The organism is Rhodococcus sp. TAF43 (assembly GCF_052113525.1).
Taxonomy (GTDB): Bacteria; Actinomycetota; Actinomycetes; order Mycobacteriales; family Mycobacteriaceae; genus Prescottella.
The window spans coordinates 1-20,220 of the sequence record NZ_JBFRDL010000068.1 but is presented as its reverse complement, the minus strand read 5'-3'; the positions used below and the strand labels follow the sequence as shown (position 1 = coordinate 20,220).

Annotated in this window: 21 protein-coding genes and 2 pseudogenes; 9 read left to right on the top strand and 14 right to left on the bottom strand. The window is 67.2% G+C overall.

The window, feature by feature from the left end; all coding sequences use genetic code 11:
• Nucleotides 1–373, top strand: a pseudogene (locus AB4Z09_RS26860) (hypothetical protein); the annotation flags it as partial.
• 715 nt (nucleotides 374–1,088) lie between these two features.
• On the opposite strand, the gene AB4Z09_RS26855 reads toward AB4Z09_RS26860, so the two are convergent.
• The 3 genes from AB4Z09_RS26855 to AB4Z09_RS26845 all read right to left on the bottom strand — a co-directional run bounded on the left by AB4Z09_RS26855 (nucleotide 1,089) and on the right by AB4Z09_RS26845 (nucleotide 3,725).
• The gene (locus AB4Z09_RS26855; RefSeq protein ID WP_442241130.1) at nucleotides 1,089–1,979 is read right to left on the bottom strand and encodes a DUF1707 SHOCT-like domain-containing protein; all 891 of its coding nucleotides are present in this window, start codon (nucleotides 1,977–1,979) and stop codon (nucleotides 1,089–1,091) included.
• A 2-nt stretch (nucleotides 1,980–1,981) separates the two neighbouring features.
• Entirely contained in the window at nucleotides 1,982–2,842 is an 861-nt protein-coding gene (locus AB4Z09_RS26850) for a DUF1707 SHOCT-like domain-containing protein (RefSeq protein ID WP_442241129.1), read from the bottom strand.
• 88 nt (nucleotides 2,843–2,930) lie between these two features.
• Nucleotides 2,931–3,725, bottom strand: a complete 795-nt coding sequence (locus AB4Z09_RS26845) for a polymer-forming cytoskeletal protein (protein ID WP_174914077.1) — start codon at nucleotides 3,723–3,725, stop codon at nucleotides 2,931–2,933.
• Between the two features lie 263 nt (nucleotides 3,726–3,988).
• Between AB4Z09_RS26845 and AB4Z09_RS26840 the strand changes: the two genes are divergently transcribed.
• A complete protein-coding gene (locus AB4Z09_RS26840; protein ID WP_442241128.1) occupies nucleotides 3,989–4,468 on the top strand; it encodes a hypothetical protein in 480 nt (159 codons plus the stop codon).
• Nucleotides 4,469–4,527: 59 nt separating this feature from the next.
• On the opposite strand, the gene AB4Z09_RS26835 is transcribed toward AB4Z09_RS26840, so the two are convergent.
• Nucleotides 4,528–4,740 (bottom strand): copper chaperone, encoded by a 213-nt coding sequence (locus AB4Z09_RS26835; RefSeq protein ID WP_114724405.1) that lies wholly within the window; start codon nucleotides 4,738–4,740, stop codon nucleotides 4,528–4,530.
• A gap of 249 nt (nucleotides 4,741–4,989) precedes the next feature.
• Nucleotides 4,990–5,463: pseudogene (locus tag AB4Z09_RS26830) on the bottom strand (transposase); the annotation flags it as partial.
• Nucleotides 5,464–5,579: 116 nt separating this feature from the next.
• Between AB4Z09_RS26830 and AB4Z09_RS26825 the strand changes: the two are divergent.
• The 4 genes from AB4Z09_RS26825 (at nucleotide 5,580) to AB4Z09_RS26810 (ending at nucleotide 8,701) form a co-directional block, all read left to right on the top strand.
• On the top strand, nucleotides 5,580–5,930 hold the full coding sequence (locus AB4Z09_RS26825; protein ID WP_174914071.1) for a hypothetical protein: 351 nt from the start codon (nucleotides 5,580–5,582) through the stop codon (nucleotides 5,928–5,930).
• A 69-nt stretch (nucleotides 5,931–5,999) separates the two neighbouring features.
• A complete protein-coding gene (locus tag AB4Z09_RS26820; protein ID WP_174914069.1) occupies nucleotides 6,000–6,500 on the top strand; it encodes a hypothetical protein in 501 nt (166 codons plus the stop codon).
• 64 nt (nucleotides 6,501–6,564) lie between these two features.
• Nucleotides 6,565–7,053 (top strand): hypothetical protein, encoded by a 489-nt coding sequence (locus AB4Z09_RS26815; RefSeq protein ID WP_442241127.1) that lies wholly within the window; start codon nucleotides 6,565–6,567, stop codon nucleotides 7,051–7,053.
• A gap of 544 nt (nucleotides 7,054–7,597) precedes the next feature.
• Nucleotides 7,598–8,701 carry an alpha/beta hydrolase gene (locus AB4Z09_RS26810; protein ID WP_442241126.1) on the top strand — a complete coding sequence of 368 codons (1,104 nt, stop codon included), beginning with the start codon at nucleotides 7,598–7,600 and terminating at the stop codon, nucleotides 8,699–8,701.
• Nucleotides 8,702–8,747: 46 nt separating this feature from the next.
• Here the strand turns inward: AB4Z09_RS26810 and AB4Z09_RS26805 are convergent, their stop codons facing one another.
• The 6 genes from AB4Z09_RS26805 to AB4Z09_RS26780 are packed head-to-tail and all read right to left on the bottom strand — an operon-like array spanning nucleotide 8,748 to nucleotide 14,065.
• Complete coding sequence (locus AB4Z09_RS26805; protein WP_174914065.1) at nucleotides 8,748–9,620, bottom strand: hypothetical protein; 873 nt, start codon at nucleotides 9,618–9,620, stop codon at nucleotides 8,748–8,750.
• The gene (locus AB4Z09_RS26800; RefSeq protein WP_174914063.1) at nucleotides 9,613–10,809 is read right to left on the bottom strand and encodes a hypothetical protein; all 1,197 of its coding nucleotides are present in this window, start codon (nucleotides 10,807–10,809) and stop codon (nucleotides 9,613–9,615) included. The genes AB4Z09_RS26805 and AB4Z09_RS26800 overlap by 8 nt, the downstream gene beginning before the upstream one ends.
• Before the next feature lie 45 nt (nucleotides 10,810–10,854).
• Nucleotides 10,855–11,865: a hypothetical protein gene (locus AB4Z09_RS26795; RefSeq protein WP_442241125.1), complete on the bottom strand. Its 1,011-nt coding sequence runs from the start codon at nucleotides 11,863–11,865 to the stop codon at nucleotides 10,855–10,857.
• Between the two features lie 32 nt (nucleotides 11,866–11,897).
• Nucleotides 11,898–12,467: a DUF4274 domain-containing protein gene (locus AB4Z09_RS26790; RefSeq protein WP_442241124.1), complete on the bottom strand. Its 570-nt coding sequence runs from the start codon at nucleotides 12,465–12,467 to the stop codon at nucleotides 11,898–11,900.
• Complete coding sequence (locus AB4Z09_RS26785) at nucleotides 12,457–13,515, bottom strand: ankyrin repeat domain-containing protein (RefSeq protein ID WP_174914058.1); 1,059 nt, start codon at nucleotides 13,513–13,515, stop codon at nucleotides 12,457–12,459. Before AB4Z09_RS26785 ends, AB4Z09_RS26790 begins: the two co-directional genes overlap by 11 nt.
• On the bottom strand, nucleotides 13,502–14,065 hold the full coding sequence (locus AB4Z09_RS26780; RefSeq protein WP_442241123.1) for a TetR-like C-terminal domain-containing protein: 564 nt from the start codon (nucleotides 14,063–14,065) through the stop codon (nucleotides 13,502–13,504). Before AB4Z09_RS26780 ends, AB4Z09_RS26785 begins: the two co-directional genes overlap by 14 nt.
• Nucleotides 14,066–14,111: 46 nt before the next feature.
• Here AB4Z09_RS26780 and AB4Z09_RS26775 point away from each other — a divergent pair, with 46 nt between their 5' ends.
• A complete protein-coding gene (locus AB4Z09_RS26775) occupies nucleotides 14,112–14,615 on the top strand; it encodes a DUF2004 domain-containing protein (RefSeq protein WP_174914054.1) in 504 nt (167 codons plus the stop codon).
• Between the two features lie 132 nt (nucleotides 14,616–14,747).
• Here AB4Z09_RS26775 and AB4Z09_RS26770 read toward each other — a convergent pair whose 3' ends face one another.
• From AB4Z09_RS26770 to AB4Z09_RS26760, 3 genes are all read right to left on the bottom strand, one after another.
• Entirely contained in the window at nucleotides 14,748–14,999 is a 252-nt protein-coding gene (locus AB4Z09_RS26770) for a hypothetical protein (protein WP_114724392.1), read from the bottom strand.
• Nucleotides 15,000–15,215: 216 nt separating this feature from the next.
• Nucleotides 15,216–16,181, bottom strand: coding sequence for an NAD(P)H-dependent flavin oxidoreductase (locus AB4Z09_RS26765; RefSeq protein ID WP_442241122.1), 966 nt, complete (start codon nucleotides 16,179–16,181; stop codon nucleotides 15,216–15,218).
• Nucleotides 16,182–16,225: 44 nt separating this feature from the next.
• On the bottom strand, nucleotides 16,226–17,788 hold the full coding sequence (locus AB4Z09_RS26760; protein ID WP_442241121.1) for a class I adenylate-forming enzyme family protein: 1,563 nt from the start codon (nucleotides 17,786–17,788) through the stop codon (nucleotides 16,226–16,228).
• A gap of 92 nt (nucleotides 17,789–17,880) precedes the next feature.
• Here AB4Z09_RS26760 and AB4Z09_RS26755 point away from each other — a divergent pair, with 92 nt between their 5' ends.
• Both AB4Z09_RS26755 and AB4Z09_RS26750 read left to right on the top strand, forming a co-directional pair.
• Complete coding sequence (locus AB4Z09_RS26755; protein WP_442241120.1) at nucleotides 17,881–19,074, top strand: thiolase family protein; 1,194 nt, start codon at nucleotides 17,881–17,883, stop codon at nucleotides 19,072–19,074.
• Between the two features lie 53 nt (nucleotides 19,075–19,127).
• On the top strand, nucleotides 19,128–20,069 hold the full coding sequence (locus AB4Z09_RS26750) for a winged helix-turn-helix transcriptional regulator (protein ID WP_442241119.1): 942 nt from the start codon (nucleotides 19,128–19,130) through the stop codon (nucleotides 20,067–20,069).
• Nucleotides 20,070–20,220 lie beyond the last annotated feature (151 nt).

The following is a 20,220-nucleotide window of genomic DNA, read 5'->3' as shown; positions in this document are numbered from 1 at the left end:
GGCCGAGGACGCCGCGATCGACTACGCCGCGGACTTCCCCTTCACCGCCGAGCGACCCTGCCCGCCCGCCGCCGAGGACTCCGAGTTCCAGTGGACGGAGAACATCGGCCGGATCCACCGAGGCGCGACATTCCTCGCGAACGAGGGATGCGGCACGTACGACCTCCTGATCCTGCGCGGCCCGGCCGCGGGGCAGGTGTGGTGGCACAGCTACGAGCACGCCGCCGCGCTGCCGGTGCTCCACCCGGACACCCGCGAGCCGCTGACGTTCCTCGACTGGTACGAACTCTGGCTCGCCCGCGCCCTCGACCCGGACCTTGACCAGGTGGAGAGCTTTGCCGAGTTCGCCGATCACGGCACGAACCACGCCTGAGGTGTCACGTTCCCCCTTGCATCCCCCCTTGCATCGCGGTTGCGACGACGATCGCCGGGTGTCCTTCGTGCTGGTCCATGGGCGCTCGTCGTGGATCTGGCCGAGGGCGGTCGGACTTGGTGCATCATGACTGTGGAGGGGAGCTGACGTGACGGGTAAGGCGGTGGGGGGTTCCCGGGCGTCTTTCGTCGGAACGTCCTGACGTCCATCCCTGGGCTCAGTGCCGCGATTGCAGAAGCCTTCACGGCGGTGGATCGGGCGGCCTACCTGGAGCGGTTCCGCGCGCCGGGGAAACGGGAATGGATCGACGCCTCGAAGCCTCTGTCGGCCGATGCCGCGGCCGCAATCTACAGCGACCGGGCACCGGCCACGCTCGCAGTCGGGAGGTGCGCCGGCATCCTGCGTAGGTGAGCATGATGAGCGTCGCTTGGATGTCGAAGCTCAACGGCGCTTCGTCTGAATCGCCAATTTGCACTTGAGGTCGTGGTTTTGCCCGCCTTCTTACGACCTGTCCCAGTCCCGCTCACCGATCGTCAAACAGGACACCCATGTTGGGCACCTTCGGGCCATCAGCAACTGTCAGCGGGTTGAACCACCAATGACATACAGATGATCTTGTGGGCCGTGCCGTTGAACTTTGTCGAGCTCATTCGAGAAAGCGGCCTGGGCTGGTGGGTCACCCGTACCCGCGACATCGCGTGAAGCTGGTCCGCGCTCACTGGCCCGATCGGTGGATGCGTCGGATGACCCCGTCGAACCCGACGCTGAGGTAGCCCGTCGTGCCCTGCTCGTCGTTCGTCAGGTTCATCTCGACGATCGGCCCGCTCGCTCCGATGATCACGTGCGCCGAGGTCGGGTTCTCGACCCGGAGGGTGCGGTCTGCTCCGGAGAACAGCCCGATCACGCGTGGCAGGTTTTGCCGGAGCGGAGTGAGATCGTCGGGGACCGCGTCACTGCTACGCGAGGACGTGCCCTGGTCGGTGAGTTCTCCTGTACCGGAGATGAGTTGGTAGCGGTAGCTCTGGTCCTGGCCGGGCTTACCCTCGATGGGTCGCTCTATTTCGGCGCGGTCAGGGTAGATGGTGATGCGGTCGACGACGAGGTCGCCGAACTCACGCTGGATGTCGTCGAGCATCTGCCCGAACCCTGCCAACGTGAACAGCGCCGAGCTGTCCGAGGTCTCCGGCGCCGCCCAGTTCGTTCCCGAGTCGGGCGCCTTGCCCACCAGCGTCACGAACAGCAGCCCCCCTGCGAGCGCTGCCCCGGCCAGGACCACGGCGCGGCGCCGTGGCGTGGATCCCGGAAAGGTCGACGCAGTGGAAGCCGACACAGTGGAAGTCGACGGCGCGGGCTGCGGGTCCGGGGGTGGCGGCGTGAACCGTGTTCTCCCGACGACCTCGTCGGTGAGCTGCAGGTCACCGACGAGCCGGTCGAGTTCGTCGAGGGTCGCTGCGGTGGCGGCGGATTCGACGCGCGACCGGTGTTCGTCGGGGCTCAGCTGCCCGGTCTCGTAGGAGGCGTCGAGGAGGGCGAGGGCGTCGGCCCGGTCGATGTCCCGAGCACGTACCGGCACGGTCGTCGCCCGTCGGCGGCGGTTGGTCGCCATGGTCACCCCTGCCGTGCGGTCTGGACTTCCACGATCTCGCCGCCGAGTGTCGCTGTCACGTTCCCTCTGGACTCGTCGTTGTCCACGACGTACACGGTGACGAGCGACTGGCCGTCGTTGGCGCGGATCGCGACACGATCGATGCGTCCGCTGGGCAGATGCACCTGTTGGAGCGCGCCGGTGATCAGGCCACCGATGCGGTCGGCATCGAGCTGAGCGAGGTCGACCGTCTCCCGATCCCGATCCCGGAGACCGGGCAGGTTGGTCCACTGCTCGAACCCGCCGGTGAACCGCCACCGCAGGTACCGGTGCGGCTGCTGGGGAACCATCCGCACGACGATGGCGTCGTCCCGGTACAGATCGACATCGTCGGCGATCGTGTCGCGGAACTGCAGTTCGAACAATCGCACGAACTCGCGGATGCCGTCGGCGGTGTGCAGGTTGATCGGCTCGACCGCGATCGGGTCCGGTTCACCGGCCGCCGCAGGCTGGGCAGCAGTCGATCCTGAACCACCGGTCGACTGGTCACCACCGGCAACACTGCTGGACAGCAGGTAGCCGATGACGCCGCAGACCACCACCGCCGAAACGAGCATCGCGKCCAGGACGAGGCCACGGCGGTGCGACTGTCCGGCCTCGTCGGCGGGCGACTCCGGCGACTCGCGAAGATGGTCTGGGACCTGCAGATCCTCGGTGAGTGCCCACAGATCGCCGAGCGTCTCCGCGTGCATCGCGGCCGCGGTGCGCGCCTCGTAGTCGTCGACACCGAGCTGACCGTCCCCGTACGCAGCGTCGAGCAGGCTGCAGGTCTCCGCGCGGTCGATGTCCCGCGCCCGGGTCTTGGGTGATCTTGAATCGGGCACGCCCCGATCCTAGGAAACGTGCTGTGACACCGACGACACCGAGGCGATCAGGGGTGCCCGGACCACGGACTACCGTTGGTCGCGATCGTCAAACAGGACAGTCGGTAGCAGGGCCTTCGTCCGTACGCTTCCACCCAGCGATACGCGCCCGGCACAGCGCCTCCAGCGCCTCGTGCTCGGCGCGCCAGCGGGCATGATCTTGCTCTGATCCTGGCCACGTCTGTGAGCGCCGATCTACCTCTGCAGGCAGTGTGTCGATGGTGCCGCCATGCCAACACCCGACCGATAAGTTGTGGCCGGCGGCGGTGCGAGTGAGAGTCGCGGCGACGGACTGGGAGCCGATGGGGTAGACGACGAGGATGTCCTGGCGCTCGGTGACAGTTGCTCGGCCGTACACCTCGGCGTGGCCGGATACCCTCGCATCGCCGGACACGTCCGCGTTGCCGTACACGCTGGCGTTGCCTTCGACCTCCGCGTCGCCGAATATCCTCGCCTCGCCGTGCACCGTCGCGTCTCCGGACACGTCCGCGTTGCCGAACACGGTGGCATCGCCGTACACCTCGGCATCGCCGTATACCCGCGCGTCGCCGTGCACCCGCGCGTCTCCGGACACCTCCGCGTTGCCGGACACCCTCGCGTTGCCTGAGGCCTCCGCGTTGCCTGAGATCTCCGCGTTGTCGGATACCCATGCGTCGCCAAACACCCTCGCGTCGCCTGACACCCACGCGTACCCGGAGACATTGCGCTCGCATTCAACCCACCCTCCGACGTCGCCCTTGCGGACGCCGTACCGTGGCATGTCGCGTGTGGCACGGATGCGATGCAGGTTGCGGCCGAAGTAGTTTCGCGTTTCGTCGGTCAGCTCGAAGTGCTTGCCGGTCATGTCGTCCTTCGCTTCTGGTCTCCGTCCCCACGCACAGCTCAGCCGGGGCACAAGACGGCTCGCCGGCATGAGGAGGCTGGCGGTGAACATTCTCCCCTGGGCTTCCATTCCGCAGCTCTCGATCCGGTGTCGCGTTCGGCGATCGATAAACAGGACACGTGGCGGGGCGGGGAGCCCGCGTACAGGAATTTCCCGCTGGCCGGATCCGAGCCCGGGAAGCGAACGGCGCGTTGTAAGCGTGGTGCCACACATAGGGTGTCGAGGTGTCCAACAAGAACGCGAAGGGGCCGCGACAGGTCGAGCTCATCGGTCCCGCCGGCGGGGTGATGACGTATTCGATCGCGGGTGGTCTCATCCTGGCCGGGCCGATTGCCGGGTGGGCCGACGGTTCGCTGGCGACCGGCTTGTGGTGGGGAGTCTTCACCCTCCCGATCGGAATCGGGCTTGCAGTCAGTACTTACGGGTGGCGTTGGGACGAAAAGCGATTCCGGGCCGCTGGGATCGCGGCGACGGCGGAGATCCTCGCCGTCAACCGGATCCGGGGCAGCGACGAGGGCCAGGACATCGCCGAACTGAYGGTCCGTATCAGTGGCCCGGGTTTTGACACGTTCGACGCGGGCTGTGAGGTGCCCACAGGTAGCGTGCGACCGCAGGTCGGTGACCGGCGCACGGTGATGGTGGAACCGTCCGACCTCACCTTCGCCATCGGCTATGACCACCTTTTCCAGCACGACTGGCTGTAGTTCCCGGGGACGTTGTGGACGCCGACGCGGTCGAGTCACCCGGATGAGTGCCGCGCGCCTCACAGGCCCAAACTCAACGCGCCGACCAGGATCATCGCTGCGCCCGCGAACCGTCCACTCACGTCACCGAACGGGATCATCTTCTCCAGCAGGACGAAGATGGCGATCGCCGCGATCCACAGAAGGTTCATCACGCCGCCGACGAACAGCAATCCCATCAGGATCCAGCAGCAGCCCACGCAGTAGGCGCCGAGCGTACGGCACTGCTTCATCGACCTGCTCACCCCTCAGCAACTCGAGGTCCTCGGCGACATCGCGGACACCGTCAGCGACCACCTGAGTACAGAACATCCCYGATCCGCCGGATGATCGACCCTGTGACGCACGGCCCGTGGGAACGGCCGTCTACGGCCGGATTTCGCGGTCATCTGTCGTGAAAGACGTTGATGTCGCGGGACGATCGGAGAAGTTCGTCCGGAACCTACCCCCGGCGGGTTTCTCGTTCGATCGGAGACCTAGCCTCAATCTTTCTCGAGCCCCGCGTGCTGGCCTGAGCGGTTTCGGATCGGTGTCGGCAGTGCCGCGAGGCGCCTGAGTCCGGCGGTCAGTAGGTCGACCTGCGGTGCGTGCGTGGACAATCGTAGATGGATGCGGAGGGCGTGCAGGGTGATGCGCCCGGCAATCGAAAAAGTCTGCAGCCGTGGCTGTTCGGGTTCCCACCGTCGGTCAGGGTGGCCCTCGAATGCGAACAGTTGCGTCCACGCTGTCAACTCGCAGACCGGCTCCACGATCGCCCGCCAGATCCGGTTCTGATCGGATCCGTGTAGCGGAAGGTTCTGTGGTCCAAATTCTTTCGCGGTCCGGATGCGGTCCTCGCAGTGGGCCCGATGCTGGCGCCGCAGTTCCAGATCCGGCAAATGGCAGCAGATGGTGGTGACGAACGCGGTCAGCCGCAGCCCGTCGTGGCCGGTGACCCGCAACTCTGCGCCGGGGTGGTCGAGTCGGCCCGCATCCGCTTGGCGGCAGCATGAACCAAGAGTGTTGCGCCTGCCTCGCCTGGTGTTCGATGGTTGGATCGCCAGCAGGACACTGACGCGTCATTGGAGTGTGAATGAGCTACGACTTCGGTATCTGGAAACGCGCTGCGACGACGAAGACCGCTATGGTCCTCGAAGCCTGGCATGCAATTACCCAGGAACATGGACATCCGGCGATGGGGGACTTCGACGCAGAGGCGGTCCTTGCGGAGATCGCTGCCCCCTTTCCGGGTGAGGCGACGGATCCTGACAACGCACTGATCGCGAGTTCGGGTCGAGATGGCGAGACCGCATGGATCATCATCCATGCCCCGCATTCGGCGGTTGCGCGCTACACAGGCGTCCTGATGGAGGTGGCACTGAGCCATGGCCTGATGCTCTGGGATCCRCAGCGAGGTGCCGTCTCGGTAGCTCGCACTGTGTGAGCAGGGCATCGTCCGCGACCGTCATTGTCTTCCTTGCCGAGGTGCGCGCGATGGCACAGTATTCCGGGCATGGGATTCTCGCTGATCTTCGTACGCGTCCAGGGAGACGAGCAGCGCGACGCGGATCGCGATGCCGTCGCCGCTTTCCTCGAGACGCGCGGCCTGCGCGCGGCGGGAAGCGCCGGCCGAGGTTCGCTTCTCGTCGATGCGGACGGGCAGGCGCTCTCGTTCGACGGGCATTGGACCGACCTGCACCTCGACCCGCTCGATCAGGAGGAGCCGTTGAGCGGTGGGATCGATCACGCCTCGCTGTCGGACGAGGAGACGACGTTCATCTATGAGCTGTGCGTCGCGGCGGGGTTCCTCATCGCCAATCTGCAGGGCAACCCGACCTATGTCGTCCCCGGCGCCAACCATGCCCCGGAAGATGTGCCCGATCGGGAGGACATCGACTGGGTGAACAGCGCCGCCGAGCTACGGCAGGCGCTCGCCGGCAACTTCGACGACTTCCGCGCATGGCGTGACCGCGTGGTCGCGCAGTACGCGGACGGGCGGGCAGACCGCGAGTAGCGCGCGCCAACCCGGCTGCTTCTCGATCCGGGGAACTGTCGTCACCGGTCGTTAGGCTGTCGCAATGTCGATGAACTTCATGCTGGGCTTCGTACCGAACACCGACCTCTCGGCCTTCGGAGCTGACGCCGAATCGACCACCGACTTCGACGGCGCGAGCCGCAGCACCGCGGCCGGCCCGTCGGCCGCGCAGGTCGGCGCGCACGTGCTGCTCGTGGATCCCGATCTCGATCTCCAGCAGCTTCCGCAGCTCTCCGAGCCGCCCGCGGGAACGGTGCTCGTCACCCTCGGTGGCACGAGCGACGTCTACGTGGTCCAGTCGTTCGGCGACGACCCCCGCCTCCGAGTGCTCGCCGAGCGTGAGGTCGCCGAAGACCTCGGCGCCCCGATCGACGCCGAGGCGGTGTTCGAGACCGAGGACGACCCGGAGGACGCGCACCTGGAGTTCGTCTGCCGCCTCGCCGGAATCACGGTCGAGGAGCTGTGGAATCTCGAGTGGGCGCCGCTCGCGTCGGGCCGGGGCGGGTTCTTCGGCCGTCTCTTCGGTCGCTGAGGCTCAGTTCGGATCGCGCTGAGACGCGGYCGGCGTCTGCCCGACTTCGTCGGCTCAGGCATGCTCGACGGCCATGGCGCTCTGGAACTCTCCGTTCAGCTCGAAGGCGGGGAGCATCAGCGCCGTCAGCGCGTCGCCCCAAAGAAGTGGCGATCGCAGATGTGGCCAGGAACAGCGGCGGATCATGCCCGCCGGCGCGCCGAGTATGAGCGCTGGAGGCACTGTGCCGCGCGGCCACGCTTACTCTCGGTCTCCACCAGGTGGCTCGGACAAGTAGAACCGAACCTGCAGCTGTTGTTGAGATGAAGCGAAACTAGCAAGATGACCCACCTTGATTGACAAGCTCGACGTGTTGATCGACTGGCCCTAACCTGCGCGGATGACTGAAATCGGCCACCTGTTGGTCTGAGTTCTGGCTAGATTTGCTGCCGACTCCTGTGCAAGTCGAAACTTCCCGACCCGAGCAATTGCGCTCCGGCAGCGCTCGCAGTCACGCGCGACCAACACCTCACCTATCCGCTGTTCAGCCGATAGACTCTCCCGTATGGCTGRGGCGATCGACTCCGCAAAACGGCGCACGGCACAGGCCCTGCTGGCGCTGCCTTCCGGCGCCATCCGGCGCCTGGCGGGGCAGCCCGTGGAGGTCGAGGGCAACATCCTCGACGCCGAGATGCAGCTGATTCTCAGGCTGCAAAGGGTCGAGGGCAAGCCATTCGACGAACAGCCGATCCCGGAGGGGCGTCGCGCACTCGTCCGCAGCGCCAGAACCGTCGGTGGGGACCTGCCGATCGGCGCGGCCACCGATCTCGACATCGACGGGCCAGTTGGTCCGCTCCGGTTGCGGTTCTACACCCCGCGCGGTCTGGCCACGGCATCCCCTGCCCTGTTTTTCGTCCACGGCGGCGGCTTCGTGTACGGCGACCTCGACAGCCATGACGCGATGTGCCGCTTCCTCGCGGAGCGGGCGGGCATCCGCGTCGTGGCGGTCGACTACCGGCTCGCCCCCGAGTTTCCCTTCMCCGCCGCTGGCGCCGACGTCGAGACCGCGTACTCGTTCGTGACCGCCAACGCGACCGGCCTCGGCATCGACCCAACCCGAATTGCCGTCGGTGGCGACAGCTCGGGTGGAAATCTCGCCACGGTGCTCGCTCAGCGCGCCGTTCAGGGGGAAGTTGCGGTACCGCCCGTATTCCAGCTGCTGATCTACCCGGTGGTGGATTTCGCCGTCAGACGCCCCAGCCGATCGACCTATGCGAGCGGGTTCTTCCTGTCCAAACGTTTCGTGGCCACCAGCGAGGACAGCTATGTCACCGCCGGGACTAGCCGGACAGACCCGCTACTGTCCCCGATCTACGGTGACCTCACCGGACTGCCGCCCGCCTACGTGGTGACCGCCGGGTTCGATCCTTTGCGCGACGAGGGCAATGAGTACGCCGAAAAACTGCGCGACGCAGGTGTCGCGGTAGAGCATGTCATCGAACGCAGACTCATCCACTCCTTCGCGAACATGGTCGGCGTTGGACGATCGGGCCCTGAAGCAATGGGCCGGGCCGCGTCCGCGCTGCGGCAGGCACTGTTCAGCCCTGCGATCAGTTCCCCGGCATCCCGCCGGCTGGGGTCGGACAGCTCCGTTCACCACGAAAGTTGATCCCGGCGACCGGGATGAGCCCTTCGACAGGCCTGGTATTCGTCGATCAGCTGCGGCGTTCGCGGTCTTCCAAGAGCCCGCGCAGGTACTCGGCGGTGTCCGGGCGCGCGGCGTCGACGGCCAGGACGATCCGTTCGCGGCGATCGTCGGGCAGCGCGGCGAGCGCACCGATGAACTTCGGGAGTTCGTTCCTCCGACGCATGAGCAGCGCGTTGAGGAAGTCGGGCACCTCCCGCCAGCGCACGTCGTGGCCGAGCTCCATGATCGCGAACACGCGGTCGAAGTTGCTCGGGAAGTCCTTCTCGTTCGTCCAGGCGCGATCGACCCGACCGCTCTCGCGGAACGCCTCGGCGGCGGATCTCCAGTCTTCGGGCCAGTCGTCCGGGATCGGGTCGAGCACCGGCTTCCTGTTCGTGCCGCCGAGTGCCTCGTGGATCGGTTCCCACTGCTCGTCGTCACGGACCCAGCGGCCGAGCGTTCGGCGCACGAGCGCGCGTTGCGCATCGCCCCAGGTGTCGGTCGCCGTGAGAAACGCGCGGGTCGCGTCCTCGCTACCCGTGACGAACATCGAGCCGGTGCGGATGCTGTCGTGATCCCCGCGCGACTCCAGCCAGTTCGGCAGCACCCGGGCGGTGGCGGCTCCGCCCGTTGCCGGATCGGCTTGCGAGAGAACACCGTAGGCGGCCTCGTAGATGCCGTAGTCGTCGAGCGGGTGCAACGACCACAGGATCGCCTCGACGGTTTCCGCCTCGACGGCCTGCCCGTCGAGAGCATCGAGCATTGCGAGGTACCGATCGATGCCTGCCTGCTGGACGGCGTCCTCCTCATCGCTGAGCGGCTCCGCCTCGTCCTGATGGATGCTGCCGCCCCGGCGGATCAGCTCGTCCCGCCACGCCTGGTCGCGACCCTCGTCACTCATCTCCGGTCCCGTCGTTGAGCAGCAACATGATCGCATCTCGGTCATACGGCAGGCCGACGCGCATGAGCGCCAGACCCGCGTTGCCGATGTTCGTTCCCCACAACTTCTCGTTCGCCACCAAAGCCGCGAGGAACTGTCGCTGAGGCGCGCCGATGTTCTCGGGTACCGGTGGGTACTCGCCCGGAACGAACTCGACCTCGGGGAACGCGGCACGAAGCAACGGCCCCCAGTCGTTGTCGGCCGTGTACGGGGTCGAAAGCTGCGCCATCGCAACGGCCGCCGGCAGGATCGCGGCGAAGGACGTTTCCCGTAGCAGGAGCGAGTTCAGCAGCGTGAACCGGACGTGCATGGGAAAGCTGCTCGGTTTCTGTTCGAACCACTGGTCGACCTCTTCCGGCTGAGTCAACGCACGAACGAGTTCTTCCGCCGCCTGCCCGGAAGACGGCAGATGCATTGCGGCACACGCGCGGATCGCCGGGTCGGCGTCGGCGAGCCAGCCGCTGACGTCGGCTCCGACGGTGCCGAGAGCGAGAACAGCCGCGGCCCGGTCGTCACGCTCCGTGGCGCTGTCGGCGAAGGAACACAGCGCTGCGGCGACTCGGTGCTGATACAGCGCGGTGGAGTTGCCGTTCCACCGCGCCAGCGCGCTCACCGCCCCAGCCTTGTGGGTGACGGCATCCGATCCCATGAGCTGAAGCAGACCCTCCAGAACCGGGTTCGTCTGCTGCCGGAGCGCCGGGATGGCGAGGGTCATGAGCACGCCTGCCACAGGCGACTCCCACGCCTCCTCCGATTCTTCTTCATCGTCGGACGCCAGCGTCTCGAAGAACTCGCGTGCCTCCTCGTCCGAAGGCGGCACGACCTCGCCTTCGTCCTCGAGCAGCTCCCCGGCCTGGGTCAGACTGTCGCCCGCCGCATCGAGGAAATCCGCCAGCGCAGGCAGGCGCGCTGAGGCGGTCTTCCGGTCCGCATCGCCGCTCCAGAACGAGACGGCTTGTGCAACAGCGGCAACCGCGGGTGCCGTTGCCGGGTAGATGGTGCCCTGATGCAGCACCGCACTGTACAGATGCTCCATCGCCGTCGAGAACGCTGTCTCGTCGGCACCCGCCAACGCCTCCAGATGTGCGGGCGTGTCCATCGCCACGCCATAGGCATGGAAGAGCCGAGCCCAGGCGCACGTCTCGCTCACGCGACGCACTCCTTGTCATCACGCCATGTCTGATCGCGACCCTCGTCACTCATCTCCGGTCCCTGTCCGATCCCGATCGATGTACTGCCGGGCCAGCGCGAGTGCTCTGTCGTCGAGCGCGCGACCCGGCACGAAGAACGCCGCCTTCCCCGCCGTGTTCCGAAACACGATGCCGTCCTTGATGCGCACCGCGTCGGAGAGTGAATTCCACGGCGCGCGAGATGAGCCGAACCCGCCGTCCAACCCCAGCCCGTCCGCATCGATCCGCACGGTGAGTCGCGATCCGACACCCATGCCGTCGTCGACCGCCTTCGCGGCAACGCGACGAAGGATGACCACGAAGACGACAAGCAGAAGGATGAGGGCGGCGATTACCCCGAACGCGAACACCCCGATGGGGCGACCCGACACCGCCGCCACAATGCCGACGAGCAGCGCGATCGGGAGCGCGATCGCGCCTGTGATCCGCAGGCGACGCGACACCGCCCCATCGACGAAGGCTCGCCGGACAGCCGTCTTGTCCGCCCCATCGATCGTGATGCTGTTCTCGAACACAGCCCGTGGCTCCCTTCCATGCATCGCCGGCTCGATGAGCGCCGCACGAATCCACTCGAACGCCTGCCGCGTCTCCGGCGGCGCGAGGAAGTCATCCAACGGCGCCCCACTTGCCTGGAAGTCCGCCTGCTCGAGCAGTGCGATGCCGAGTGCGGCGATCCGCCCCGGCGATCGATCCTCCAGATAGGCGGCCCACGTCTCCAGCGCGGTGATCGCGCGCAGGAGATCCGGATCCATGTCGCCATCCGACAGATCGCCCTCGTCGATCTCCTCGATCCAGGCCCGGATCTGCTCGGCAGACGCCGTACCCGCTCCGTCGGCCGCCGCGCTGACGGCGCGTGCCCCGGCCTCCGTCAGCTCTGCTGCCGCTGCCGCCGCCACTCCATCCGCTGTGAGGAGTTCCCGCGTGACCGCGAGCCCGAACTCGGCCTGCGCCTCGGCCGTAGCGTGGGTTGCACACTCACGAACGGAGTTCTCGACTTCCGCATAGCAAGTCATCATTCGCCGTCCTCGTCCTCGTCCTCGTCCTCGTCCTAGTCCTCGTCCTCGTCGTCTTCCCGCCATGCAGCTTCGAGCCCATCGAGCACGGAAGGCGGCATCCCCTCGTTCCATCCGTGGGACTCCACGTAGCCGCGGATGTCGACGTCGTCTCCGGTGACGGACTCGAACATCACCGGAGGGATCAGCCATCCCGGATCATCTTGTGCGCCCAGCGCTTCCGCCGTCCAGTCCTGGCCGGGGTGCTTCKGATTCCCGGTCGGAGTCGAGAGATCGTTCGCCGGGTCGAACGACGGACCGGCCACCGCCACCGTGCCGGAGACGATACGGTCCTGCAGCACATGCACATTCGCCCATCCCGCGCGATTGACCGACGGCACATCGGCCTCGCTGCGGAACCTCTGGTAGTAACCGGGCTGGGAGTACCAGTACAAGGCCGCTGCGGTGGCACGATCGAGCTTCGGATGCGCGGCCATCCATGCGATCAGCTCGGACTTGCCGTCGTAGTTCGTTGCGAGTGCGGTCACCAACCACTCGGTCGCGGACGCACTCTCCAGGAACTCGCGCATCAGACGCAGCTCCAGTTCGTCGAAGTCAACGCCCATAGTTCACCTTCCCCAGCGGTACCGATTTCGGATTCAAACTGACCCACGCGACCGCGAGTTCGCTCAGGCGATACACCTGTGCGTCGTCCCCGTCGCCGGATTTCAAGGCCCGCGAGAGGCTTTGGGCCTCCTGCAGTTCGCCGGCCGGGAGCGGGGTGCCGCTCGCATAGTGCTCGGGCAGCGCGGCGAGCATGTTCCTGAAGTCGCGTCCCCAGTTCGGGCTTCCGTCGTCGAGGATCTCCCTCGCGATCCGTCCGGTGAGGCGGACCACCTCGCCCTGCACGGTCGCCGCAGGGCCGTTCGACGGCACCAGCAACTCCCAGAGCGCCTGATGCTGGTCCTGCCACGCGCCCGCGGGAACCGCGATCGGCGAGACGCCGTCGTGTCGCCGACGGCCGGCAACGGGCGTGACGCCGAACAACCGGTAGAGCTCCGCGAGGCCGGCATCGGTCTCGTCGAGGAAGTCGGGGTTGAAGTTGTCCCGGTGGAACTCGAACTCCGTGCCGATCCGGGTCACCGCGGCCCGCATCTCGTCGGTCACGGGATCCCCGGCGTCGAGGAGTAGCTTCGCGACGCGGGCCATACCCGGGATGAAGAAGTTCTGCGTGCGTCGGAGGCCGGAGAGCATCGGTGTCTCGCCCCTGCCGTTCAGGATTCGAGCATCGGCGCCGTGTTCGAGCAGCACCCTCGTCGCGTCGGGGCGTTGGCCTCCCGTGGCTGCGTGCAGGGGCGACTCGCCGTACCGGTTCGGTCGTTGAATGTCCGCCCCGAGCGACAGCAGGAGCGGGATCTGCTCCGCGCGGCCCCTCGATGCTCTCGTCCAGAGTGGGGTGTCCTCATAGAGGTCCGCGGTATCGACATCGAGTCCCTGCTCGACCAGCCAGACGATCAGCTCGTCCGGACACTCGACGAATCCGAGGGCGGTCTGCTTTCCGGATCCGCCGCGGGCATCGACCAACGTCCTGTCGAACACCGCCTTCAGATCGTCGAGCGATGCGGTCTCCAGCATCGCGTCGAACTCCTTCGGCAGGGTCTTACGCTTCGCCATGATGGCCTCCTTGCATCGGGTCCAGCTGCCGGACGGCCTGAGCGACCACGTCTTCCGCGTTCGCGACTCTCAGGTCTCTGAGGACCGATGCGACGATCGCACGTTCGAAGTCCTCGTCGATCGGCGCCATGCCCGGAAGTGCCGCACGGAACAGCATGGGCGCGTAAAGCTGGTCGATGAGGTACGTCGTGTCCGCGATCGGCCCGATCTCGCCGCGCGCGATCGCTCTCTCCGGCACCTTGACGGTCGCCGCGCGCTGGCGGTGGATGAACTGTTCCGAGAAGGCATCTGCGGTGATCGGATCCCGAAAGCAGGAATCGAGGATCAGCGGAAGCAGCCCCTTGGCGAGCGGGTCGTTGTACATCTCGCGCTGTGCCCGCGCGATGACGAGCAGATCCGCCGCGAGTGAGCCGGTGTCTTCGGTCGGATCGGTCGTGGCGGCCCTCGGACGACCGGTCGTCCCCCCATTGAGCTTCATTGCCGGACCAGTGTAAGGGAACTGGTTGGGTCCTGACCGTCGGGCCTTCGATCCGTCCGGGCGCCAGATCAACTGGGCGGCGCGACTTCCCGTCCCGGATGGATGGCACGATCGGATCATGGGTCAATTGACGAGCCGGTTCGCGGGCCACCTCGATTTCGGTGACGACGCGTTGGTCGGSGCCGTGCTTCCTGCCGGCATAGACGGATTCGGTGCGGGTGCATGGTATTGGATTCAGGGTGATGAGACGCTGAACCAGAGCGAACTCGACAAGGCAGAAGCGGCTCTCAGCGATGTGCAGACTTTGGTCGCTGCGGCCTTCGTCGCTTTCGCCGCTGAGCTGACCGATCCCCGGTCGACGAGTTCATTGTTTCGCGATTTTCATCTCGAGGAGATTCCCGAAGAGATGGTGTGCGACCTGTTCGACGTGGACACCGGTGAGGTTGTCACCGACGGCGTCTTCCTCGACCATCTGGTCCTCGTAGGCATCGCGATCAGCCCGGCGGCGACGGAACGTGTCCTCGCACTCGACTTCGCAATCGGCGCTGACAAGCCCACCGACCAACTGCTTGTCGCCGTTTGGGATCGGAACGACACCGTTACCGTTCACCACGAAAGTTGACCCCGGGGACCAAGACCCGCCCCACCTGGCTTCGCGATGTCTGCCTCGATCCGGCATGTCCCGGCGCGGGCACAGATCCTTGCGGACCCGCGCCGGGACGTGCCGCGATGCGAATCGCACCGCCTGCCGCGCTCAGCTGCTCGCGATCGACCCGATCAGCGACACGAGGTCGGTGAGGTCAATGCCGAATACGCTGGAGCCGGTGCCCATTTCCCCATTGATGTCCGTCGTGGCGCAGGACAAACCATCTTCGGACTTGACTTCACCGGAGGCGCAGTACACGGACCCGACCCCCTGCGTAGCCGCCGAGGCGGCGCCGGCCGCGGGCACCATCAAGATTCCCGCGGTGACGAACATCAGACTCGCAGCAAAACGGCGATTCATTGGCATGCTCCCGTGTAGTCGCGTTCGATACCGACGGTCGGCATCGACTCCCGATTCGCGGACGCTATCGCAGCACCGTGCAGCCCACAGAAGAATGCAAAGATTGGTTCTTTCCAACGCCTTCAGCGGTTCTTCCGAGTTGAGCGGGTTCCGGGCCCCGGCAAATTCGTGAGTGAGACGTGCCTGCCGTTCATTCGCTCGAGCGCCGTGAGGAACTCAACGCACGGCGGTCGTGATCACCTGACTCGCCCGCTGCAGCGCCGCGACGTACTCCCTTTCGATCGTCTCGACGATCGTGCTCACCGGTTCGATCGCGCGGATGGGCTGGAGCCCTTGGCCGGCCGCCCAGACGTCCTTCCAGCGCTTCATCGATTCCGCGCCGGCGGTGTAGTTCTTCTCCTCGGACGGACGTGTCAGGTTGTCGGGGTCGAGTCCGCAGGCGACGAGGCTGGGCTTGAGCCAGGACGCCGGGGTGCCGGTGATCGCGGAACTGACCACGAGGTCGTCGGGCCCGGCGTCGACGATCATCTGCTTGTACCCGTCCACGGCCATGCTCTCCGCGGCCGCCAGGAACCGGGTGCCCATGTAGACCAGGTCGGCGCCGGCGGTGATCGCACCCGCGACACCGTGCCCGTCGCTGATGCCGCCGCCGATGATGATCATCCCGTCGAAGAACTCGCGCACGGCCGACGTGAACGCGAAGGGCGACAGGTGGCCCGTGTGTCCGCCTGCGCCGGCCGACACGCAGGCCATGCCGTCCACGCCCGCGTCGGCGGCCTTGTGCGCGAGGCGCAGGTTCACGACGTCGGCGATCACCGTGCCGCCGTAGCCCTTGACGATGTCCATCACGGGCTTCGGGGACCCGAGTGCGGTGATGACGATCTGCGGCTTGTACTCGGCGATGAGGCGCAGATCGTCCGCGAGGCGGGCATTGCTGCTGTGCGTGATCACGTTTGCCGCCCAAGGGGCGACCGGGGCTGTGGTGGCCTCCGCCGCGCGGAGCTGATCGGTGATCGATCCCATCCAGGTGTCGAGATCCGCCGCGGTACGGCAGTTCTGGGTCGGGAAGGAGCCGACGATGCCGGCGGTGCAGGCGGCGGTGACGAGTTCCGGGCCGGACACCAGGAACATCGGTGCCGCGACGACGGGCAGACGCAGGGTGGTCAGGAACGAGTCGGTCATGGTGTCCTCTGTGGGGATATGTCGGTGAAAGTGTGTGCGTGCGTTCACGATGTGGCTCGGACGAGGGCGTCGAGCAACTCGGTGGCCGCCGCCCGATCGACCTTGCCCAGCGCGGTCAACGGGAGACGGTCGACGCGGTGCGCGGCCTTGGGGCGTTTGTAGTCGGGCAGACGGCTGCGACTCTCCGCCAGCACGCCGCCGCCGTCGATTCTCTCCGCGGCCCCCGAGGTGTACGCGGCGACGATGCGTTGCCCCCACACCTCGTCCGGCAGCCCGACGACGACGACGTCGTCGACGCCGGGGATCGCGGAGATCGCCTCCTCCACCTCGCGGGGATAGACGTTGTATCCGCCGGTGATGATCATGTCCTTGCTGCGGCCGGTCAGGTGGATGTAGCCGTCCGGGTCGCGGTAGCCGAGGTCGCCCGAGTGCAGGTGGCCGTCGACGTGGCTCTTGCCCAAATCCGTTCGCGTGCCGGCATTGTGATAGCCGGGGCTGACGGCGGGGCCGGCGACGACGAGTTCGCCGACCTCGCCGTCGGGGACGGTGTCGTCGAGGGCGCGCAACGCGATGTCCACCCCCGGGCAGGTCCGCCCCACCGAGCCGAGCAGGTCGGCGTTCTCGAGCACGCCACGGCGGTGGTCCGCTGCGGTCAGCACCGTCAGGGGTGGGATCGCCTCGACCATTCCGTAGTACTGCACGAGATTGGGCGTGATGCGGTGGTACGCCTGCCGGACGTGCTCGACCGGCATCGGTGCGCCCGCATACGCGAGCATGCGCATGCGTCGTCGCATCACCGACAGCCGATCGTCGTCGAAGTCCAGCAGTCGGGCGATGACTGTGGGCACCAGCGCGGTGTGCGTCGCGGAGTGGGCCTCGACGGCGTCGATCAGACCTGCCGGGCCGACGTGATCGAGCAGCACCTGCCGCCCGCCGGCCTCGAGGAACGGCAGCACGAACAAGCCGCTGGTGTGAATGACGGGGCCCGCGTGCAGGAACACCGCCGGCTCGGCTCCGTCGAGGGTGCCGGCGAGCACGTGGTCGCGCATCGCGTCCAGCGAGGCCAGCCGGTTCGCGTGGGTCCGCTGGGCGCCCTTGGGGATCCCGGTGGTCCCGGACGAATAGTGCAGCGCGCACAGCGAACTCGGTTCGGGTGTGGGTAACGGGGTGCGGCCCGCGACACCGGTCGCCAACTCGTCGACCGAAGGCCCGGTCGACGACGTCCCGCCGACGGAGATCACGGTCGGCGTGGTCGTCCGGGCGGCGAACTCGGCCGCGCCGTCTATCCGCGGGTCGACGATCAGTGCGTCCGGTGCGCAGTCGTGGACGACGCGTTCCCAATCCGTCCGGCCCACACGTGGATTGAGCGAGACCCGGACGAACCCGCCGATCGCCAGCGCGAGATCGACCTCGACCGCGGCGGCGGAGTTGCCGAGTAGGACCACGACCCGGCTCCCCGCCGCGATGCCGAGACCGTGCAGGCCCCCGGCCAGCGCGTGTGCCCGGTCCGACAGTTCGGTGAACGTTCGAGACTCGCAGTTGTCCTGGATCGCGATCGCGGGCCCGTACCGATCGGCCGCGGTTCGAACCACCTCGGCTATGGACATGGGACTCCCTCCATTCGCTACAGTTATTGAAGTAGACAACGACCGGGCGGGTTTTCGCAAGGGCCGCCCAGCCCGCAGAGGAGGAGTCCCGCATGACCCGACGCCTGTCCCCATCCGACCGCCGCGCACCGTGGGTGATCGATGCAGTCCGGACCCCGTTCGGCGCGGTCAGAGGGGCGCTCTCGCACGTCCGGGCCGACGACCTGGCCGCCCTTCCGATCGCGGACCTGGTCCGCAGGCATCCCACGCTCGATCCCGGCCGCATCGACGACGTCGTCTGGGGAAATGCCAACGGCGCGGGCGAGGACAATCGGAACGTGGCCCGGATGGCGTTGCTGCTCGCGGGGCTTCCCCACACGATTCCCGGGGTGTCGGTCAACCGGCTGTGTGGTTCCGGCGCCGAGGCGGTGTTGTCCGCGGTCAGGCGTGTCGAAGTGGGCGACGCCGAGATCGCGATCGCCGGCGGCTCGGAGAGCATGAGCCGCGCTCCGTACGTACTTCCGCCGGTGGACGCCGCGTTTCCTCGGTCGATGGAGCTGATTTCCACCACCGTCGGGTGGCGCATGCCGAACCCCCGATTCCCCGCGGCCTGGGTGGAGACGCTCGGCCGATCGGCGGAGCTGGTGGCGCAGCAGGTGGGCGTCGACCGGCTCGAGCAGGACGAATGGGCGCTTCGGTCCCATGAGCTGGCGGGCCGGGCGTGGGCGGACGGCGTGCACGACAGCTTCGTCGCGCCGCACCCGAACCTCGACCGGGACGAATCGATCCGCGAGACCGACCTCGCGACCCTGTCCGCGCTGCGGCCCGCCTTCTCCAGCGGCGGCAGCGTCACCGCCGGGAATTCGTCTCCGATCAGCGACGGAGCGGTCGCGGCCCTGGTCGGCACCGGCGCCGCTGCCGACGAACTCGGTGTCGAACCGCTCGGCCGGGTGCTGGCCTCGGCAGTCGTGGGCACCGAGCCCGACAAGTTCGCGCTGGCCCCTGTGGCCGCCATCGAGAAGGCCCTGGACCGTGCGGGTCTCGGGCTCGCCGATGTTCGAGTGCTCGAGCTCAACGAGGCGTTCGCCGCGATGGTCCTGTCCTGCCTTCGGGAACTGCCCGGCATCCCGGTAGATCGGGTCAACCCGTTCGGCGGCGCCATCGCGCTGGGGCATCCGCTCGGCGCCTCGGCGGCCCGGATGGTGGTCGATTGCCTGCGTCATCTACGCCGGCTCGGCGGGGGAATCGGGGTCGCGGCTGCGTGCATCGGCGTGGGCCAGGGCATCGCTATTGTGTTGGAGGCCTGACAGACGATCCGACAGGATGCGATCGTCGCGGGCAGTGCCTGGAGGTGGGTGACGTGGCCGAATCCGGGGCCGCCGCGCCTCAGAGCCCGGTTGCCCAGACGATCGACCTGCTCGGTGACCGGCTGACTCTCGCCATCCTGCGCGAGGCCTTCGTCGATCATGTGCGGCGCTTCAGCCAGTGGATCGACCGTACCGGCGCTCCACCGGCCATGCTGACGGCACGACTGAACGCGCTGGTAGAGGCCGGGMTGATGGAGCGCCGGCCGCAACAGGACGGCGGCGACCGCCACGACTACCTCCTGACCGAACTCGGCATGGCGACGTGGGAGATCCTGGCCAGCGTCTGGGCCTGGCAGCGCGAGTGGTCCCCGGAGGGGCTGCTGCAACCCGAGTTGGTGCACATCGACTGTGGTCACCGGGGGCCACCGGCGTTGATGTGCCGGCACTGCGACGGCGCCGTGGGCACGCGGGACGCGCAACTCGAACTGGACCCCGAATCGTTGGTGCTCGTGGCACGGAGCGGGCGACGGCGATCGACCCGCAATGCCCCGTCGGTGAGCCGGGCCGACCTGCAGTTCACCGAGGTCATGGAGGCGATCGGTGACCGCTGGAGCGCCCTTGTCACGGGCTTGGCGCTGTCGGGGGTTCGCCGATTCGGCGAGTTCCAGTCGATCCTGAAGATCTCGCCGACGACGCTCACCGAGCGACTGGTGCGGTTGTCCGAGGTGCAGATACTCACCCGGAGCGAACACGGCACCGGTCGCGACTACGTGTTGACCCCGCGCGGCCGAGGGCTGTTCCCGATCTTTGCGTTCCTGCTGTCGTGGACACAGGTCGCGCATCCCGACGAGCTTCCGCTCGGTCCGAAGCTCCGCCACCGCGACTGTGGCTCCTGGCTGCTCCCGGCACTGCGCTGCCGCGGGTGCGAGGCCAGGCTGGAGCGCACGTCCGTGCGCTTCGAACCCTTTCCGTTCGGCACTCAGCTCCCGCGCTAGATGTACCCGGTCAGGACGTTGGTAGCGGGCGTGTCGGCTTGATGTGAAGAGAACCTCCGAGTGGGGTGTGGCTTGTCTAAGGCCCACATCCGCTCGGAGGTTCTCGTGTCCCACCGTAATGCCCGAACCACATAGAACCACATATCTCGGC

Bases quoted from the DNA above. Each gene is read 5' to 3' on its own strand.
- AB4Z09_RS26855 (WP_442241130.1), bottom strand. From the start codon at position 1,979: ATGGCGACCAACCGCCGCCGACGGGCGACGACCGTGCCGGTACGTGCT.
- AB4Z09_RS26845 (WP_174914077.1), bottom strand. From the start codon at position 3,725: ATGACCGGCAAGCACTTCGAGCTGACCGACGAAACGCGAAACTACTTC.
- AB4Z09_RS26835 (WP_114724405.1), bottom strand. From the start codon at position 4,740: ATGAAGCAGTGCCGTACGCTCGGCGCCTACTGCGTGGGCTGCTGCTGG.
- AB4Z09_RS26820 (WP_174914069.1), top strand. From the start codon at position 6,000: ATGGGATTCTCGCTGATCTTCGTACGCGTCCAGGGAGACGAGCAGCGC.
- AB4Z09_RS26815 (WP_442241127.1), top strand. From the start codon at position 6,565: ATGTCGATGAACTTCATGCTGGGCTTCGTACCGAACACCGACCTCTCG.
- AB4Z09_RS26805 (WP_174914065.1), bottom strand. From the start codon at position 9,620: ATGAGTGACGAGGGTCGCGACCAGGCGTGGCGGGACGAGCTGATCCGC.
- AB4Z09_RS26795 (WP_442241125.1), bottom strand. From the start codon at position 11,865: ATGATGACTTGCTATGCGGAAGTCGAGAACTCCGTTCGTGAGTGTGCA.
- AB4Z09_RS26785 (WP_174914058.1), bottom strand. From the start codon at position 13,515: ATGGCGAAGCGTAAGACCCTGCCGAAGGAGTTCGACGCGATGCTGGAG.
- AB4Z09_RS26770 (WP_114724392.1), bottom strand. From the start codon at position 14,999: ATGAATCGCCGTTTTGCTGCGAGTCTGATGTTCGTCACCGCGGGAATC.
- AB4Z09_RS26765 (WP_442241122.1), bottom strand. From the start codon at position 16,181: ATGACCGACTCGTTCCTGACCACCCTGCGTCTGCCCGTCGTCGCGGCA.
- AB4Z09_RS26760 (WP_442241121.1), bottom strand. From the start codon at position 17,788: ATGTCCATAGCCGAGGTGGTTCGAACCGCGGCCGATCGGTACGGGCCC.
- AB4Z09_RS26755 (WP_442241120.1), top strand. From the start codon at position 17,881: ATGACCCGACGCCTGTCCCCATCCGACCGCCGCGCACCGTGGGTGATC.